The organism is Xenorhabdus sp. Sc-CR9 (genome assembly GCF_963897815.1).
Classification (GTDB): Bacteria; Pseudomonadota; Gammaproteobacteria; order Enterobacterales; family Enterobacteriaceae; genus Xenorhabdus.
In genome coordinates, this window is record NZ_CAWQTY010000200.1 from 81,658 (window position 1) to 99,224 (window position 17,567).

Genomic DNA, 17,567 nt, shown 5'->3' on the forward strand with positions numbered 1-17,567 from the left:
TTTACTGGTTAATAATCAGCCTTAAAAATTCATTTAATTTTTTCTGCAAATTAATTTCATAAACCAATAGGCTGACGATACAAGCAACAAAAATGCGCCCCCGACCATGAGTGAGAAACGTGTATCTGGATTAATCGCCATTCCTACCAATACACAACACAGAAAAATCAACGTCAGATAATTGACGTAAGGAAATAGAATCGATTTAAACTGATGCTGCTTCAGAGCTTCTTCATGATGCTTACGGAAACGTAACTGGCTCACCAGAATGACAAACCATGGCACCATACCGGGCAATACGCTGGCACTATAAACGTAAACAAAAACCGACTGTGGATTTGGGATTATATAATTCAGGCTGGAACCCGCGATCAAAAAACCGATAGTGATTGCTACACATTTCACCGGTACCCCATTTTTTGACAATTTCAGCAATGATGCTGGCAATTGACGGTTTTGCGCCAGGGCATACAACATCCTGCCACCACTGTACATTCCACTGTTACATCCCGAAAGTGCTGCCGTCAGAACAACAAAGTTAATGACTGCCGCCGCAGAAACAATACCAACTTTAGCAAAAGTCATCACAAACGGGCTACCGTGCGAACCCACTTCTGTCCATGGGAACAGCGTCACAACAATGAAGATAGCACCAACATAGAAAATCAAAATACGCCATAGGATATTGTTGATCGCTTTTTTGATAGTCACCTGTGGGTTTTTCGCCTCACCAGCAGTAATACCTACCAATTCAACGCCCTGATAAGAGGCGACAACAATACAAAGCGCAAATAAGAACCCTTTCCAGCCCCCAGAGAAAAAACCACCATGTGAGGTCAAGTTACCCAAACCAAGAGGTTGCCAGTCATTACCCAAACCGAAAAAAATCAAACCAAGACCAATCAGGATCATCACAATAATCGTCGTGACCTTGATCATGGCGAACCAGAATTCCAATTCACCATACAGTCGCACAGCCGCTAAGTTAGCTAAGGCAACTAACCCTACCGCCACCAGCGCAGAAACCCACTGAGGCAGTTCTGGGAACCAGAATTCGGCATATACTCCTATGGCTGTGATTTCCGAGATCCCCACTGAGACCCACATAAACCAGTATCCCCATGCGGTCAGACATCCCCAATACGGGCTGAGATACTTATGTCCAAACGAAGCAAATGAACCCGTCACAGGTTCAATAAACAGCATTTCTCCCATTGAACGCATGATGAAAAAGACGAAAAGCCCGGCAATAATGTAGGCCAGCAAAACAGAAGGACCAGCCCATTTCAAAGTACTTGCTGAACCCATGAACAGCCCTACACCGATGGTGCCACCCAGCGCAATCAACTCAATATGACGTGCCTCAAGTCCCCTTTGCAGGCTCTGTTTTGAATCACTCATAAAACTCCCTATCCACTTTTATGATGTTTATATTTGCAAACAGAAAAAATACAGGCATTGATAATCAATCATTGTAAAAAAGGCTGGGATCAAAACACGTTTTGCCGATCAGTGAAATAAAAAATTATAAAATTGGAACAATGCCTGCTTGATTCGGCATCGTGATCGGAAAGAATAACTCAATCATGGTGATTTTTTGATCTGCCAACAAGGTGGTTATTTCACGTTTTTGCCAAATTTCGTTTTGACAAATACAAAGAGGCCGACCGAACAAAAAATGAAAAATGAGATGAAAACCTGCTGCATATGAATAACACATCATTGAAGCAGCAGGATTAAAACAGAAGTATTACTGGACTAGAGCTTCCCACCGTAATAATAACCGAGGAATCTTAATAAGTTAATCTGCCTGCGGATACGGCTTGGTTGTGAAAGCAAACGATACAGCCACTCCAGGCCTAAATTCTGCCAAACTTTCGGGGCACGTTTGATATGTCCGGTGAAAACGTCATACGTCCCACCAACGCCCATATACAGAGCATCATGATGTATCCTGCGGCAATCACGCATGAAGATTTCCTGTTTAGGTGATCCCATGGCCACAGTAATAATTGCTGCACCACTGGCATGGATTCGTTCAAATACCGCGTCACGCGTCTCTGACGTAAAATAACCATCCTGACTACCCACAATATTGACATTCCACTGAGTACGTAATTTGCTTTCAGTTTGAGCCAAGATATCCGGTTTCCCGCCGACCAGAAAAACGGGGGTTCCTTCATGACCCGCCCGTTCCAGCAAGGCTTCCCACAAGTCCGCACCTGCAATACGAGATACATCTGCATCAGGGTATTTACGACGAATAGCACGGACAATGCTAATTCCGTCTGCATATAGGTATTCAGCCTCATCCAGCAACATATTCAGTGCATTATCTTGTTCTGCTGTGAGGACTTTTTCTGCATTGATCGCAACCAATGTGCCTGTTTTTACCTGCCCATCCTGAAAAAGATGATCAAGGAAATTCGACATATTGTGAAATCCCCAGATATTGAGGCCACGAATGCGATATTTAGGAATGTTATTCAACACCATTTCTCTTCCTTACATCCAAAACAACAGATGTTTTTTGTGGAGTAGTCAAATTACTGACAACCAACTTGCGAATCAGCCCGGCGCTTTCAAATAACCAATACAGCAATTTAGCCATAACCAGACAGAGGCCAAAGACAATACAAAAGAACACGGCACGAGAAAAAAAAGAATCCACACCTTCTCGGGCAAGAACGATCATGTTAAAAATTGCACCAAAACAGAAGGCTTGTAAAATCGCCGCCTTATAGCGATTACTTTCCTGTTTTCCTGTTTCATAGACCCAATCAAACCATTTGATAATAAAACCGACAACAATCGCCCCCAGAGGGATAAAAAATACTCCCCCCATAACTACAAGCGAGCCAATCAGCGTTGGTGAAATAGCAAGGCCAGAATGATTATTCAGCACATCCCACGTAAAGTAATTAGCCGTATTCCAGACCAAACCAGGCCGCTCTGGCCATACCCAGCTGGGAATAAAGACATAAAAATCACGGACAATCGGTGCCAGCCCCTGAAAATCTATTTTGTTGTAATTGTCCAGTAACAGCGCCAAGTTTTCCCACGGCGAAAAAGTATCCCGGGTGAGGTACAGGAAAGTATAAAAGGCTTCTGCGCCACTCACGTCCAAGCTATAACGTTTCAAGGCCAGCCAGAACATGCCAACGACCCCCATAACACCTGCTGCAAGCAACATCCACAGCGTGATCCAACCACGGACAATGCCAATAAACAAGAACAGTGCAAACGCGATAATAATGTTAGCCCGTGTTCCCCCGACTATCACATAAGTCAGAATCCCAAACCCCACCGTTCCTACCAGAAAACACAACCAACGAATTTTGGTCGGTTTCAGGAAAAATACCACCAACATGGCAGGGATGAAAAAATAGAAGAATCGCTTGAGTGCTACGCCGGAAACTTGGCTGGAAAATATCTGGCTGTAAGACTGCAATTTGAACAGCAAAAAACCATTCTGCATAAAGAACGAACCCACTGTAACGATAGCAATACCAGCAAGTAACAGCCAAGTCAGATTAGTTTCCACCCGATTCATAGTGAACAGAGGCTTACGCAACCCAGATACTGATGATGTTTCTGATTCTATATCACTATTTCTGCCAGTTTTATAAACTATACGCTTCTTGTAAGAAATACGGGTCTTGTAAGCCACATAGTAAATGGCATAAAAGCAGCCTGACGCTAACATTGCCTGCAGCAAAGAATCCACTGGCACAACTTGTACATCAAACTTGAAAACCAACATGCTCGTCAGCGGGAAGCCAAAATAAAATGTCAGCAAATACAACAAGGAAAAGAAAATATTAAAGTTAAAGCGGACACGCCGAAATTCTTGATACGTCAAAGTCAGGATAAAGACCAACGAGATCACGTAAACGACAAATAGCCCACCGAATTGTGTCAAGGTCATTGATACTCTCCAGATGCAGCCGATAGGGCAGCTTGCCACCCCTCAATAAAATTGGGATCAAAAAAAGCTATCGCCTTTTTATCGAGGGACAGCATCTGACGCTGTGCTTCCTGCACCCAGGGTTTACTCAGTTCATCACCATCAAACAGAACAGGAACCTGCTGTTCCATTAAATCATGCCAGAATGGATTCTGGCGGCTCAAAACAAACGGAATACCAAATTGAATTAACAAACAGAGTGTTCCAATACCCTGCTGGCGGTTGAAAATGAAATAACCCAAATCGCATTGGTGCAATAATGATAAATATTCGCCAAACGCCATTTGATTTTTCAGGATACGGACATTTTGTTCTGGAAACAGTGACAATGCGGCTTGCTCCACACGGTGGATATAAACTTGGTTATTATCGGGATAGCCCATTGGCATGATGACCCGCGCCTCATCACCAAACTGGCGTTGGATCTTATGTAAGGCGTCAATATGGCGGTTGGATTGATCTCCTGAATTTCCTAATAAGATAGTGACCCCTTCAGGAGAGAGTATTTTTTCCGTTACCGTGAGCGCAGAGTCCATGCGAGTTGGGAAATAGAGTAATGATGATGGCGTATCTGGTTTTGACTGCTCAGAATAACGGGAAACATGCTGGAAAAAATGCTGAAGATCACCGCGCGTGGCAAAAATATGCCCTACCCGCTTTTGTGCCAAACGACGAAACAAATAGAACAAACGGAATTTCAGTTGGCGGGACTCTTCATATAAATCAGCTCCCCATATATGCCACAAAAATTGATGTCGCTTAATTTTACCCATCAATAGGGCTATCCATAAAGCAGCATTAAACTGACCATGGAAAAAGAAACGGGTTGTTCTGTTTCCTTGTGCTGTCTCGATCACTGCCCGTGACAGAGCAGATTTGCTGTCATACACCGAGATTGCCAAGTTAGGATAATTTGATAGCCATGTGTGGTCTTTAGATACCACCATAAAACACGGTTTGACTGGGAAGTTCATTTTTCGGGTCAAAACGTCATTAAAAAAATTCAGTAACGTTTGATTATGATGCGGGATATCCGATCCCAAAACGTGAATTAGGGTTGTCATGCTCGCCTGCGATAAATAATAAATACGCTACAACAAAGAATGAAATAAACAATGTAAGTTGCCATATATGACTGAGCCGCCCCCAATGCGCCGTTCATCGGTATTAACCAATGGGAGAACCCCGTCAGCAGAAGAAATTGACTGATTTCAGCCAGTACATAAAAACGCAGGGCAGCTTTCGCTATCACCAAATAACCAAAAACATAGGCACCCACTTTTAACATATCGCCTACCGACTGCCATACAAATAAATCCCGCATTGCGGTAAATTCATCGGAAAACAACAGCCAAATAACAAAGTCACGCAACAACCAGACTGAGAAGCTGGCCACCGCAACAGCAGGTAAAACAAATTTCAGCGCTTTCACAATTTCGCGGCTGATTTCTTGCTTATTTTCCAAACGAGCGAGTGTCGGCAAGAGATAGACAGTAAAAGATGCAGTAATAAATTGTAAATAAGCATCCGAAATACTACTCACCCCCTGCCAAATTCCAACCTCTTCCCAGCTATAACGTGCCGCCAGCAGGTTCCGCATCATGATATAAGCGACTGGCAGAGTCATGGAAGTCAGCAGCGCCATCAGGGTAAATTTTCCCAAATGGCTCGCAATAGCGCGATCCCACATGGGTTTCAATGCCGAAAAGGCAATAACCTTACGATGTAGGATCATCACCCCCGCAGGCAAAACCACCAACGCAGGTACCAAAGCCAACCCAGCCAATGCCCCTTCATAACCTCTCAGCCAATAACAAAGGCTATAAGCAATGACACCCACTAAGCTGCCAAGAATAATGGCAAGTGCATTGCCCTGAGCATCTCTGAAACCTTTCAAGATTGCCAGAAAATAATTGGCGTATGCGATCCCCATCTGAATAAATGCGAGCACCTGCACAACCGTTTTGTAACGGTTGTGACCAAACAATCCCGCACTGATGGCATCACTGAACAAGAGAAAAATTACTGCCAGAAGGGTCGAAAAACCCAGAATGATCGAGGACGATGTACCCAATACAGATTTAAGCCTTTCTGGTTGCTGATGATATTCCGCAACGTATTTGGTAACACCATTAAAAATCCCTGCGCCAGACAATACGCCCAGTACGGTAATAAGTTGGCGGAAGTTGCCTGCTTGCCCCACACCTGTTGGGCCAAAAGACACTGCGAGCAGTTTAATGACCAGCAATCCCACACCGATTTTGATCAGTGTGGAACCCGCAGTCCAGACAGAAGCTTTAGCAAGTGACATATCAGGCGAAAAATTCCTTGATGCGGTTTATTACAACCTGCTGCTCTTCGTCGGTAATGTTATAAAACATCGGCAAACGAACTAAACGGTCACTTTCGCTGGTCGTGAAACGATCTTCACCGTGGAAACGACCACATTTCTCACCCGCCGGGCTAGTGTGTAATGCAACGTAATGGAAGACACTCAAGATTCCGTTTTCTTTCATGTAACGACTGAATTCACTGCGTTCTCCGATACCTTTCAGCTTGATATAGAACATATGGGCATTATGTTCTAAACCTTCCGGGACAATTGGCAGAATCAAATGCCCGGCATCTGCCAGTGGTTTCAGTGACTGATAATAGTTATCCCATAAAGCCAGACGGCGTTGGTTGATTTTCTCAGCCATTTCCAGCTGTCCCCACAGGTAAGCCGCTTGCAGGTCAGACATCAAATAGCTGGAACCGATATCGCGCCAAGTATATTTATCTACCTGCCCACGGAAAAACTGGCTCCGATTGGTGCCTTTCTCGCGAATGATTTCAGCTCGTTCTATTAAGGATTTATCATTAATTAACGTCGCACCGCCTTCACCACCCGCTGAGTAGTTTTTAGTTTCATGAAAACTGAAACAACCAATATGCCCAATCGTACCCAAAGCGCGGCCTTTATAGGTAGACATGACGCCTTGTGCCGCATCTTCGACCACATACAGGTTATATTTTTCCGCCAATGCCATGATGGTATCCATTTCACAGGCTACGCCCGCATAATGCACTGGCACAATAACTCGGGTTTTTTCTGTAATGGCTGCTTCAATGTGGGTTTCATCAATATTCATGGTATCAGGGCGGATATCTACGAACACAATGGTTGCGCCACGCAGGACGAAAGCGTTAGAAGTCGAAACAAAGGTATAGCTCGGCATGATGACTTCATCACCCGGCTGGATATCCAGCAAAATAGCTGCCATTTCCAGTGATGCTGTACAAGAAGGTGTCAGCAACACTTTCGGGCAACCAAAGCGCTGTTCCATCCACGTTTCACAACGTTTGGTAAATTCACCATCACCACACAATTTACCACTGGCCATCGCCTGTTTCATGTATTCCAGTTCAGTGCCGACTACCGGTGGTTTGTTAAATGGAATCATTTCATCCTCTGTATAACCAATATGCAGTGCTCTCGATGATGGCACCACGACGTGTATAAAGACGCAAGGCAGCGATGTTACTGATTTGTGTTGCCACTCTCAGCCGATGAATCTGATGATGATGACACCACTGCTGCGCCGCCGACATTAATTTTTTCCCAATCCCTTGATGATGATTGCCTGGTACAGCGGCCAGTAAGCCAATACGCGCTTCATGGCTACCGATATCTCGTAAGGTGACAAATCCCATCATTTGACCGTATTCATCATTAATAATCAGGCATTCGTGATCAAATGTGCCCAAAACTGCTTTTTCGACCCACATCGCATAGAACCGGCCGCCGTCACCCGTTTGATACCACGGTGCACGGAAGCGGCTTGCCTTGAATACCTTCTCCGCAACCGCTTTCAATGCAGGTATATCTTGTGGTTTTGCAGTAATGAGTTCTGATGCTGAATTTTGTCCGGTTTGAGTACCTGCCAATCCCCCGGCATCAAGCGATAACAGTAAATCTGCCTCACCTTCTACCAGAGAAAAGCCCAGAACAGACAGTTCATCAATAATCGCCGTCTGCTGGGCAGGCACCTTTGCCTGCACCAGTGCATATTTATCCAGATGGGGGGTTGTTACCACTGCCGCTTCCGGTGATAAATTCAGGCGGGCGGTGGACAAACCAAAAAACTGGCTATCCCAAACCAGTGGTTCAAGATTAGCGTGAATAGACATTGAGCAAATCCATTAAATATTTGCCGTAACCTGTTTTTGATAAGTCTACGGCAGCCGCTTTGACCTGATCCGAATTCAACCACTCATTGCGCCATGCTATCTCTTCCAGACAGGCAATTTTGAAGCCTTGTCGTTTTTCGACCGTCTGAACAAAAGTGCTGGCTTCAATCAGGCTGTCATGAGTGCCGGTATCCAACCACGCAAAACCACGCCCTAACAATTCGACGTTCAATTCACCGCATTCCAGATACATCTGATTAATGCTGGTGATTTCCAGTTCACCACGGGCGGAAGGTTTCACTTGTTTAGCAAAATCCACCACTTTGTTGTCGTAAAAATAGAGTCCGGTCACCGCCCAGTTGGATTTAGGCTGCACCGGTTTTTCTTCAATGGAAAGCACACGATATTGCTCATCAAATTCCACGACACCAAACCGCTCAGGATCCATTACCTGATAACCGAAGACAGTAGCCCCGGCCTTGCGTGCTGCCACACTTCGCAGTTTCGGACTAAATGCCTGACCAAAAAAGATATTATCTCCAAGAACTAAACAGCATGCATCATCACCAATAAATTCTTCACCAATCAAAAATGCCTGTGCTAAGCCATCAGGAGAAGGTTGCTCTACATAGCTGAGATTGATGCCAAATTGCTCACCGTTGCCCAATAGCCGTTTAAAAACAGATAAATCTTCCGGTGTGGATATAATCAGGATATCGCGTATGCCCGACAGCATTAAAACTGACAGCGGATAATAAATCATCGGCTTGTCATAAATGGGCAATAGCTGTTTTGAAATACCGCGGGTTATTGGGTATAAGCGGGTGCCAGAGCCTCCCGCCAGTATAATTCCTTTCATGTTCTCCCCCTGACGGGCTTATTCATTTCCCAGCCCAAGACGTTCTCCTGCATAAGAACCATCTTGCACCCTGCGCCACCAGTTCTCATGTTTCAGATACCATTGTACAGTTTTGCGAATACCGGATTCGAATGTTTCCTGTGGCGTCCAACCCAGTTCGCGCTCAATTTTTGCTGCATCAATGGCATAACGCATGTCATGTCCCGGACGATCTGCTACATAAGTAATCAGATCCCGGTAATACATAATACCCTCAGGTCTTTCAGGCCATCTTTTTTCAGGACAAAGTTCTTCCAGCAATTCACAAATCGTTTCCACGACATCGATATTTCTGCGCTCGTTATGCCCACCGATGTTATAGGTTTCGCCAGACTCAGCTCTGGTTACGACCAAATACAACGCCCGGGCGTGATCTTCCACATATAACCAGTCACGGATTTGTTCCCCCTTGCCGTAAACCGGCAACGGCTGACCTGCCAGCGCATTCAGAATCACCAATGGGATCAGTTTTTCCGGGAAATGATAAGGCCCGTAGTTATTCGAACAATTGGTGATTACAGTCGGTAAACTATAGGTGCGATGCCATGCCCTGACCAGATGATCACTGGAAGCCTTTGAGGCAGAATAAGGGCTGCTCGGAGCATAAGGCGTAGTTTCAGTGAAAAAACCGTCTTCGCCGTGTAAGTCACCATAGACTTCATCTGTTGAGATATGATGGAAACGGAATGCCAACTGTTTTTCCTGATCCAGCTGCTGCCAAAATGCACGCGCCGCTTCCAGCAAAGTATAAGTACCAATAATATTGGTTTCGATGAAAGCCGCAGGGCCATCAATAGAACGATCAACATGGCTTTCTGCTGCCAGATGCATGACGGCATCCGGTTGATATTGCTGAAACACGCGATCCAACTCGTCACGCTGGCAGATATCAACCTGCTCAAATGTATAACGAGGATGGACGGCAACCGGAGCCAATGACTCAAGATTGCCGGCATAAGTCAGACTATCGACGACGATGACACTGTCTTCAGTCTCGTTGATTATGTGGCGAACAACTGCGGAGCCGATGAAACCTGCACCACCTGTAATAAGAATTCGTTTCAACGCCAAACTCCTTTTGTATCAACAACCCATTTTTGTTTTATTGCATCACCACCAATGGCTTTAAACTGTCTGTGATCTACCAGCATCAGCAAAACATCGGCTTCTTCCAATGCCTGCCCCACATCCAACAGTTCCACTAAACCTTTCAGCGAATTGGGCAATTCATGCACATTAGGTTCGACAGCCACGGTTTGCCCCACATGCCACTGTGCAACCATTTCAGTGATATGAACCGCAGGGCTTTCACGTAAATCATCAATATTAGGTTTAAAGGCCAATCCGAAACAGGCGATTTTGACCTCATTCGCCCGTTTGCCACTCTCTGTCAGACAGTCAGCTACTGCGGCCTTTACTTGATCAACAACCCAACGTGGCTTGCTATCATTCACTAAACGAGCAGTATGAATCAAGCGGGATTGTTCAGGATTCTGGGATACGATAAACCACGGATCGACTGCGATGCAGTGCCCTCCTACTCCTGGGCCGGGTTGCAGGATATTTACACGTGGATGACGATTTGCCAAGCTGATCAGTTCCCAAACATTGATTCCCTGCTCAGCACAGATTAAAGAGAGTTCGTTGGCAAAGGCAATATTGACATCACGGAAGCTGTTTTCAGTCAACTTGCACATCTCCGCCGTTTTGGCATTGGTGATAACACATTCGCCTTCAAGGAATATTTTGTACAGTTCGCTTGCCCTGCGGGATGATTTGTCAGTCATACCTCCCACCACCCGATCATTTTTGATCAATTCCACCATCACTTGACCCGGCAAAACACGCTCAGGGCAATAAGCGATATCAATATCTGAGTTCTCGCCTGCCAGTTGAGGAAATGAGAGATCAGGACGTGCCGCAGCCAACCATTCAGCCATTTGTTCTGTCGCTCCAACCGGCGAAGTCGATTCCAGAATAATCAAATCGCCTTTCTTCAAGACTGGCGCTATTGATTCAGCAGCAGAACGCACATAAGCCATATCCGGTTCATGCTCTCCTTTGAAGGGAGTAGGTACAGCAATCAAGAAAGCATCCGCAGCTTGTGGTGCAGTCACGGCTCTCAGGTAGCCTCCCTCGACCGCAACCTTTACAACTTTATCTAAATCAGGTTCAACAATATGAATCGCGCCACGGTTAATCGTCTCTACAGCATGTTGATTGACATCAACACCGATGACACTCTTTTGGCAAGAGGCAAATGCCGCGGCAGTGGGCAAGCCAATATAACCAAGGCCGATCACAGAAATTATTCCAAAACTCATAATGTCACCTGATTTTTCTTCAATGCTTCAAGAATTCGCTGGCAAGCCTGGCCATCACCATAAGGGTTATGGGCATGGCTCATTTGTTGATAGGCGATGTCATCCCTTAATAGACGAGTCACTTCTGCAACGATAGTCTGGGTTTCTGTTCCAACCAATCGCACAATACCCGCATCTACTGCTTCCGGTCGTTCAGTGGTATTACGCATAACCAGAACAGGTTTTCCCAAAGAAGGAGCTTCTTCCTGAATTCCTCCTGAATCCGTCAAGATTATGTAAGCATGGTTCATCAGATAGACGAATGGCAGGTAATCCTGCGGTTTGATCAAAATAACGTTATCAATGTCATGCAGAATACGCTTAACGGGTTCACTCACATTCGGGTTCAAATGAACAGGATACACAACCTGAACATCAGGATGTGCTCTGGCAATCTGCGCCAATGCTTCGCAAATCCGCTCAAACCCCTTACCAAAGCTCTCACGACGGTGGCCTGTCACCAAAATGATCTTTTTATTCGGGTCAATGAAAGGGTAAAGTCCCGCAAGCTGACCATACATCGTTTTATCATTTATGATACGGTCACGTACCAAGAGCAGAGCATCAATCACTGTATTGCCCGTAACAAAAATTCGGTTTTCTGCAATGAACTCTTTTAAAAGATTATTCCGAGAATTCTCCGTCGGGGCAAAATGGTACATTGCCAAGTGTCCGGCGATCTTGCGGTTCGCTTCTTCCGGCCACGGGGAATACAAATCTCCCGTTCTCAACCCTGCCTCAACATGACCGACCGGAATATGCTGATAGAACGCAGCCAGACTGGTTGCCATGGTCGTCGTGGTATCACCATGTACCAAGACTACATCTGGTTTGAATTCTTCCAGTACAGGCTTTATACCTTGCAAGATTCGGCATGTAATATCCGTAAGATCCTGCCCTTTTTGCATGATATTGAGATCAAAATCGGGCGTTATCCCAAACAAATGCAAAACCTGATCCAGCATCTCTCTATGCTGAGCAGTAACACACACTTTTGCATCAAAGGCAGCATCCCTAGACAATGCGTGTACCAACGGCGCCATTTTAATGGCTTCCGGCCGAGTACCAAACACAGTCAACACTTTCACAGTGGCTCTCTCATTTTGTCAATCATTGTAGATAACTCCAAGAAAAAGCATGGTTAATTACCATTGCCATTTCCATCTCTGCTTCCGATCAATCCGCAGACAGAATGCAGACTGCCGGAAACAGTCATTATTTTCCTATTACCTTAAATAAAACCTATGAGTTATTTAAATGCGGCTATTTATTTGAACTGATGGAACGCTGACGCCTTACCAAAGCAAAGCCTGCACCAAACAACATGCCAACAGCGCCCCACATAACCATCATGAAAACACGGCGGGGACTATCCCGGCTAACGGGTTCCTCAGGGGTTCTGAGATAGCGGTAAGTTTGGAAAGAGTCTTGCAGGGTTGGGCCGACATTCAATGTCGCCAGCATCGCTATATTCTGATCATAATCAATGCTGTAGTTGGCACCGGTAGCTTCCAACGTTTCAATCTGAGACTGTAACAATGATGTACCCAACATAAACATTTTGGATTCTGACAATTCTTCGATAGGAATGTCTGTTTGGTTACGGTGGATACCTTGCTTCTCTGCCACTTTCAGTGATTGCTGCAACACATTCAATTTGCGTGTATACATTGCCTTGGCCACCATCTCCTGACGTTTGACCAATGCTTTCATCGATTGGGTACGCGTCGCCCATGCACCTTTTATTTCATTATTCAGGTGTTCGTTCGCCCGCTGATTAGCAAATGCAATATATTTGCGTAGAAGCTGATTAGCATCAGCAGCCGTTTCCGCTGTCAATTTAATACTGTCATTCTGCGCATTTTTGCCGTCACTGTGCATGATATGAATATGATTGATCAATTCATCCAGCAGTACAGCATCAGCTTTGGCTCTCCCTTCTTTGCGCTGTTTGTAATAATCAGAATGAAGCCAAAATTCACGATGAGTGTCATACGCTGCCACCTGTGTCATAAATTCTTTATATGCACCATCCGGAATAGTCGGCAATTGTGCCTCTGGCGAGGCATTGATGTGAGTATCCAGATTACGCAAAAATTGTTGTTGCGAATAATAACTACCCAAATTATTGGTTGTCGGTAAGTCCACAATAGCGGTTGCGCTCCACTTTTGCTGCATCAGATATGATGCAGCCAGAGCGACGGCAGCGAAAATCATTGCCAGTGCAATAATCCATATCTTTCCAAGCCATAGAGTATGACACAACGTACGAATATCCAATTCATACTCTATAGCAGGTTGATCCTGTTTAGATTTCGTTTCTGAGTTTATCACTGCACAAAACCTCTTTGATAAGTCAATACATTAATGATGACTTGCTTCCCGACGCATGCGACGTTTGCACCGTTTGATAAAACGGGCTACCCGCCATGCTCGCTTGATACAGTAACCATACAGCACAAATGCAAGCAAGAATAATGCCAACATCACCCATTCAGGGACAAAACTTAATCGTTCTCCAATAATTCCAACAGATGCCAACAAACCTGCCACCAAAGTAATCAAGACAAATGCCTGACGAGAGGTGAAACCAGCACGCATAATCAAATGATGAATGTGCTGGCGATCAGGAGAAAACGGACTCATCCCCTTGCGCAACCGACGATACATAATGGCAACCATATCCATTAATGGGATGGCAATGATCCATAATGCTGTCACAGGGCTAATAGAACGGTTCTCTCCTTGAGTCGCTTCCGTCAGTAACCAGATAATGGTAAAGCCAATTAGGGTACTCCCTGCATCTCCCATAAATACTTTGAAACGCTTTCCGAGTAACCCAAGGTTGAAAAAAATGTAAGGTAAAATTCCTGCAATAAACGTGAAACACCAAAATGCGAGTCCCGTATTACCATTTTCGTACAACAAAACGCCTAGCGCACCGAAAGAAACACAGGATAATCCACCCAACAGGCCATCAATGCCATCCACCATGTTGAAAGCATTAATAGCGGCCCAGACAGCGAATAAAGTCACAACATAGCTGAATGGTCCCAGTGTCATTTCCCATGGACCGAAAGCATTACCTAAGCTTTCAAGCTTAAGGCCTGCAAAATACATCATACTGATACCAATCAGTGCCTGCATGGTTGCCCGAATCTTCACACTGATATCAAAACGGTCATCTAATGCTCCGATAAAAACCAATATTCCGGCACAAGACAAATATAACCACTTATGAGGTATAAACTCTTTAGTTATAACAAATGCGAAACAACACCCAAAAAACACAGATATTCCACCCACTAAAGGCACTAATCCATTGTGACGCTTACGATAGTTCGGCTTATCAACTAAACCGACATTTTTTGCTACCTTCCGAGCTACAAACAAAAACAAGAATGAGAATATAAATACGCAGAAAATTTCGATACTCATGCTAGGGATATTCACAATAACAACTCTCTGTAAAAATAATGATGGAACATCTATTGTTCATTGACTTATGGATGTCCCATTTGACACCAAATCCATAAGTTCCCTGTTAACAAAACAAGGCACCCTGACTTATAAAAATTAATAAAGTAGGTCATGCTAACTGTGGGCGTGTCCAATAATTATTTATGGAATAATTATAAAACGTTTGTTTATAAAACACGCTTTTAATCACGAGAAAAGCATGCAAAATATGTACCATTTCAGGCGAATAGAGTAGCTTCAGATAAAAAAAACGCCACAAAAACGTGGCGTTTTAACAAAGTAGCTAATTTTGCTGTGTTATGAATTCCCTTACAGGGCTATCAATTTATTCACAAAACAGTTAATTCATTCAAGGAACTATGAACGTTTCATAAAGTCGAAGAATTCTTCGTTTGTTTTGGTCATAGCCAGTTTGTTGATAAGGAATTCCATCGCATCGATTTCACCCATTGGGTGAATAATTTTACGTAGGATCCACATTTTCTGTAGCTCATCCTGTGTAGTGAGCAGCTCTTCTTTACGTGTTCCAGAACGATTATAATCAATAGCAGGGAAAACACGTTTTTCAGCGATTTTACGGGACAGGTGTAATTCCATGTTACCTGTACCTTTAAATTCTTCGTAGATGACCTCATCCATTTTGGAACCAGTATCAACCAGCGCAGTGGCGATAATGGTCAGGCTACCGCCTTCTTCAACATTACGTGCAGCACCAAAGAAACGCTTTGGACGATGCAGGGCATTCGCATCCACACCACCAGTCAATACCTTACCGGATGCAGGAACGACAGTGTTATATGCACGAGCCAGACGGGTAATGGAATCCAGCAGGATAATGACATCTTTTTTATGCTCAACCAGACGTTTCGCTTTTTCGATCACCATTTCAGCCACTTGAACGTGACGAGAAGCTGGTTCATCAAAAGTTGAAGCAATGACTTCGCCTTTTACCAGACGCTGCATTTCGGTCACTTCTTCTGGACGCTCATCAATCAGCAGTACCATCAGAACACAGTCTGGGTAGTTATGGGCAATGTTAGCTGCAATATTTTGCAGCAGCATGGTTTTACCCGCTTTTGGTGGGGCAACGATCAAACCACGTTGACCGCGACCAATCGGAGCAGCCAAATCCAGCACACGAGCGGTCAGATCCTCAGTAGAACCATTACCACGTTCCATGCGCAGGCGGTTATTGGCATGAAGTGGAGTCAGGTTTTCAAACAGGATTTTACTGCGGGCATTTTCAGGTTTGTCAAAGTTAACTTCATTAACTTTCAGCAGGGCAAAATAGCGTTCACCTTCTTTGGGTGGGCGGATTTTCCCTGAAATGGTATCACCGGTACGGAGGTTGAAACGGCGGATTTGACTAGGGGAAACGTAGATATCATCGGGACCTGCAAGGTAAGAACTGTCTGCGGAGCGGAGGAAACCAAATCCATCCTGTAATATCTCCAGCACACCATCTCCGAAAATATCCTCTCCACTTTTTGCGTGCTGTTTGAGAATAGAGAAAATGATGTCTTGCTTACGCATACGAGCCAGATTTTCCAGCCCCATATTTTCGCCAAGAGTAATCAACTCAGATACTGGCGTATTCTTTAATTCGGTAAGATTCATAATGGTGGGTTCTTTAACTCGGGGTATATCTCGAACTCTGAACGTGAATGGTATGGCAACGTTATCGGTGCCTGTTTATTTGTACCAGAAACGAATAAAACCTTCTAACATATTTATATTACAAGGCAGTAGCTTGAAGTACTCAGATTGATTGCAAAATAAGACTGACAAACTGTCAAAACACGACTGAGATAATAACTAAACGTGGTTAGTTTCAATATAAGAACTATCTCAGCATAAGCATTATCTTGGTATGAGCACTGTTTATAACTATAAAAATTATAACTACAAAAACATCCTGCTTAGAGATGTTCAGTATCAGAACGCTATCAGCGAACCAAGCCATATACTAAATATCCTGTATATAGACTCAGCGAATTTACCAAATGCGATATGCTATCAGATACTTCAGGTGATCCAGAAATAACAGATTTATCAGATACTACAGGTTTTTTAGTATGCAACATGCATAATGTCAACTCTTTACACCAATAAACCTTTATATCAAATAAAGAATTCACTCATGAAATGTTTTATACGAGCATGTAATAGCTAACTTACCATGCTTCGTAGCGGACGTCTAGCGGTCAATAAGATAAATCATCCTATATGCTAAACGCCCGTAATTACTGTGACCTGACTCTAAATTAAAGGTGTGGTTCCAAAAACTCTTTCAGTTGAGTTTTTGACAGTGCGCCCACTTTTACCGCAACCTTCTCACCATCTTTAAACAGAATCATTGTTGGGATACCGCGAATACCGAATTTTGGTGCTGTTTCAGTGTGGTCATCGACATTTAGCTTGGCAACTTTCAGTTTACCAGCATAATCTGAGGAGATTTCATCCAAAATAGGAGCAATCATTTTACAAGGGCCACACCATTCAGCCCAGAATTCAACGAGGACAGGACCTTTTACATTCAGTTTATCTTCGTTGAAATCACTGTCAGCCAAATGAACGATACCTGCATTCACAACTTCATCGTTCACAATTTTTTCATTCATTTTTTGCTCCAAAAGTAAAATCTTTTACAGTGTAAGTGTACCTTAACCAACACTAGGGTGTCTTTATT

General features: G+C 44.2%; 15 protein-coding genes. All 15 read right to left on the bottom strand.

The annotated features are described in order from the left end of the window. Positions 1-33: 33 nt before the first annotated feature. The 15 genes from thrP to trxA all read right to left on the bottom strand — a co-directional run bounded on the left by thrP (position 34) and on the right by trxA (position 17,469). On the bottom strand, positions 34-1,401 hold the full coding sequence (gene thrP, locus AACQ81_RS15180; protein ID WP_237385613.1) for a bifunctional threonine/serine APC transporter ThrP: 1,368 nt from the start codon (positions 1,399-1,401) through the stop codon (positions 34-36). A 357-nt stretch (positions 1,402-1,758) separates the two neighbouring features. Next, complete coding sequence (wecG, locus tag AACQ81_RS15185) at positions 1,759-2,496, bottom strand: lipopolysaccharide N-acetylmannosaminouronosyltransferase (RefSeq protein ID WP_237385614.1); 738 nt, start codon at positions 2,494-2,496, stop codon at positions 1,759-1,761. After that, positions 2,483-3,928 carry an ECA oligosaccharide polymerase gene (gene wzyE / locus AACQ81_RS15190; RefSeq protein ID WP_237385615.1) on the bottom strand — a complete coding sequence of 482 codons (1,446 nt, stop codon included), beginning with the start codon at positions 3,926-3,928 and terminating at the stop codon, positions 2,483-2,485. Before wzyE ends, wecG begins: the two co-directional genes overlap by 14 nt. After that, positions 3,925-5,031, bottom strand: a complete 1,107-nt coding sequence (locus AACQ81_RS15195) for a TDP-N-acetylfucosamine:lipid II N-acetylfucosaminyltransferase (RefSeq protein WP_237385616.1) — start codon at positions 5,029-5,031, stop codon at positions 3,925-3,927. The genes wzyE and AACQ81_RS15195 overlap by 4 nt, the downstream gene beginning before the upstream one ends. After that, complete coding sequence (wzxE, locus tag AACQ81_RS15200; RefSeq protein WP_237385617.1) at positions 5,028-6,278, bottom strand: lipid III flippase WzxE; 1,251 nt, start codon at positions 6,276-6,278, stop codon at positions 5,028-5,030. Before wzxE ends, AACQ81_RS15195 begins: the two co-directional genes overlap by 4 nt. A gap of 1 nt (position 6,279) precedes the next feature. Beyond that, the gene (gene rffA / locus AACQ81_RS15205) at positions 6,280-7,410 is read right to left on the bottom strand and encodes a dTDP-4-amino-4,6-dideoxygalactose transaminase (protein WP_237385618.1); all 1,131 of its coding nucleotides are present in this window, start codon (positions 7,408-7,410) and stop codon (positions 6,280-6,282) included. A 1-nt stretch (position 7,411) separates the two neighbouring features. Further along, a complete protein-coding gene (rffC, locus tag AACQ81_RS15210; protein ID WP_237385619.1) occupies positions 7,412-8,137 on the bottom strand; it encodes a dTDP-4-amino-4,6-dideoxy-D-galactose acyltransferase in 726 nt (241 codons plus the stop codon). Then, positions 8,121-8,996 (bottom strand): glucose-1-phosphate thymidylyltransferase RfbA, encoded by an 876-nt coding sequence (gene rfbA, locus AACQ81_RS15215; RefSeq protein ID WP_237385620.1) that lies wholly within the window; start codon positions 8,994-8,996, stop codon positions 8,121-8,123. The genes rffC and rfbA overlap by 17 nt, the downstream gene beginning before the upstream one ends. An 18-nt stretch (positions 8,997-9,014) precedes the next feature. Next, the gene (gene rffG, locus AACQ81_RS15220; protein ID WP_237385621.1) at positions 9,015-10,100 is read right to left on the bottom strand and encodes a dTDP-glucose 4,6-dehydratase; all 1,086 of its coding nucleotides are present in this window, start codon (positions 10,098-10,100) and stop codon (positions 9,015-9,017) included. After that, positions 10,097-11,359: a UDP-N-acetyl-D-mannosamine dehydrogenase gene (gene wecC, locus AACQ81_RS15225; RefSeq protein ID WP_237385622.1), complete on the bottom strand. Its 1,263-nt coding sequence runs from the start codon at positions 11,357-11,359 to the stop codon at positions 10,097-10,099. The genes rffG and wecC overlap by 4 nt, the downstream gene beginning before the upstream one ends. Beyond that, positions 11,356-12,486, bottom strand: a complete 1,131-nt coding sequence (wecB, locus tag AACQ81_RS15230) for a non-hydrolyzing UDP-N-acetylglucosamine 2-epimerase (RefSeq protein ID WP_237385623.1) — start codon at positions 12,484-12,486, stop codon at positions 11,356-11,358. The genes wecC and wecB overlap by 4 nt, the downstream gene beginning before the upstream one ends. Positions 12,487-12,661: 175 nt before the next feature. Beyond that, positions 12,662-13,732: an ECA polysaccharide chain length modulation protein gene (wzzE, locus tag AACQ81_RS15235; protein ID WP_237385624.1), complete on the bottom strand. Its 1,071-nt coding sequence runs from the start codon at positions 13,730-13,732 to the stop codon at positions 12,662-12,664. 30 nt (positions 13,733-13,762) lie between these two features. Next, positions 13,763-14,851: a UDP-N-acetylglucosamine--undecaprenyl-phosphate N-acetylglucosaminephosphotransferase gene (gene wecA, locus AACQ81_RS15240; RefSeq protein WP_237385625.1), complete on the bottom strand. Its 1,089-nt coding sequence runs from the start codon at positions 14,849-14,851 to the stop codon at positions 13,763-13,765. A 384-nt stretch (positions 14,852-15,235) separates the two neighbouring features. Then, positions 15,236-16,495 (bottom strand): transcription termination factor Rho, encoded by a 1,260-nt coding sequence (gene rho, locus AACQ81_RS15245; protein WP_010845326.1) that lies wholly within the window; start codon positions 16,493-16,495, stop codon positions 15,236-15,238. A 647-nt stretch (positions 16,496-17,142) separates the two neighbouring features. Then, the gene (gene trxA / locus AACQ81_RS15250; protein WP_237385641.1) at positions 17,143-17,469 is read right to left on the bottom strand and encodes a thioredoxin TrxA; all 327 of its coding nucleotides are present in this window, start codon (positions 17,467-17,469) and stop codon (positions 17,143-17,145) included. Positions 17,470-17,567 lie beyond the last annotated feature (98 nt).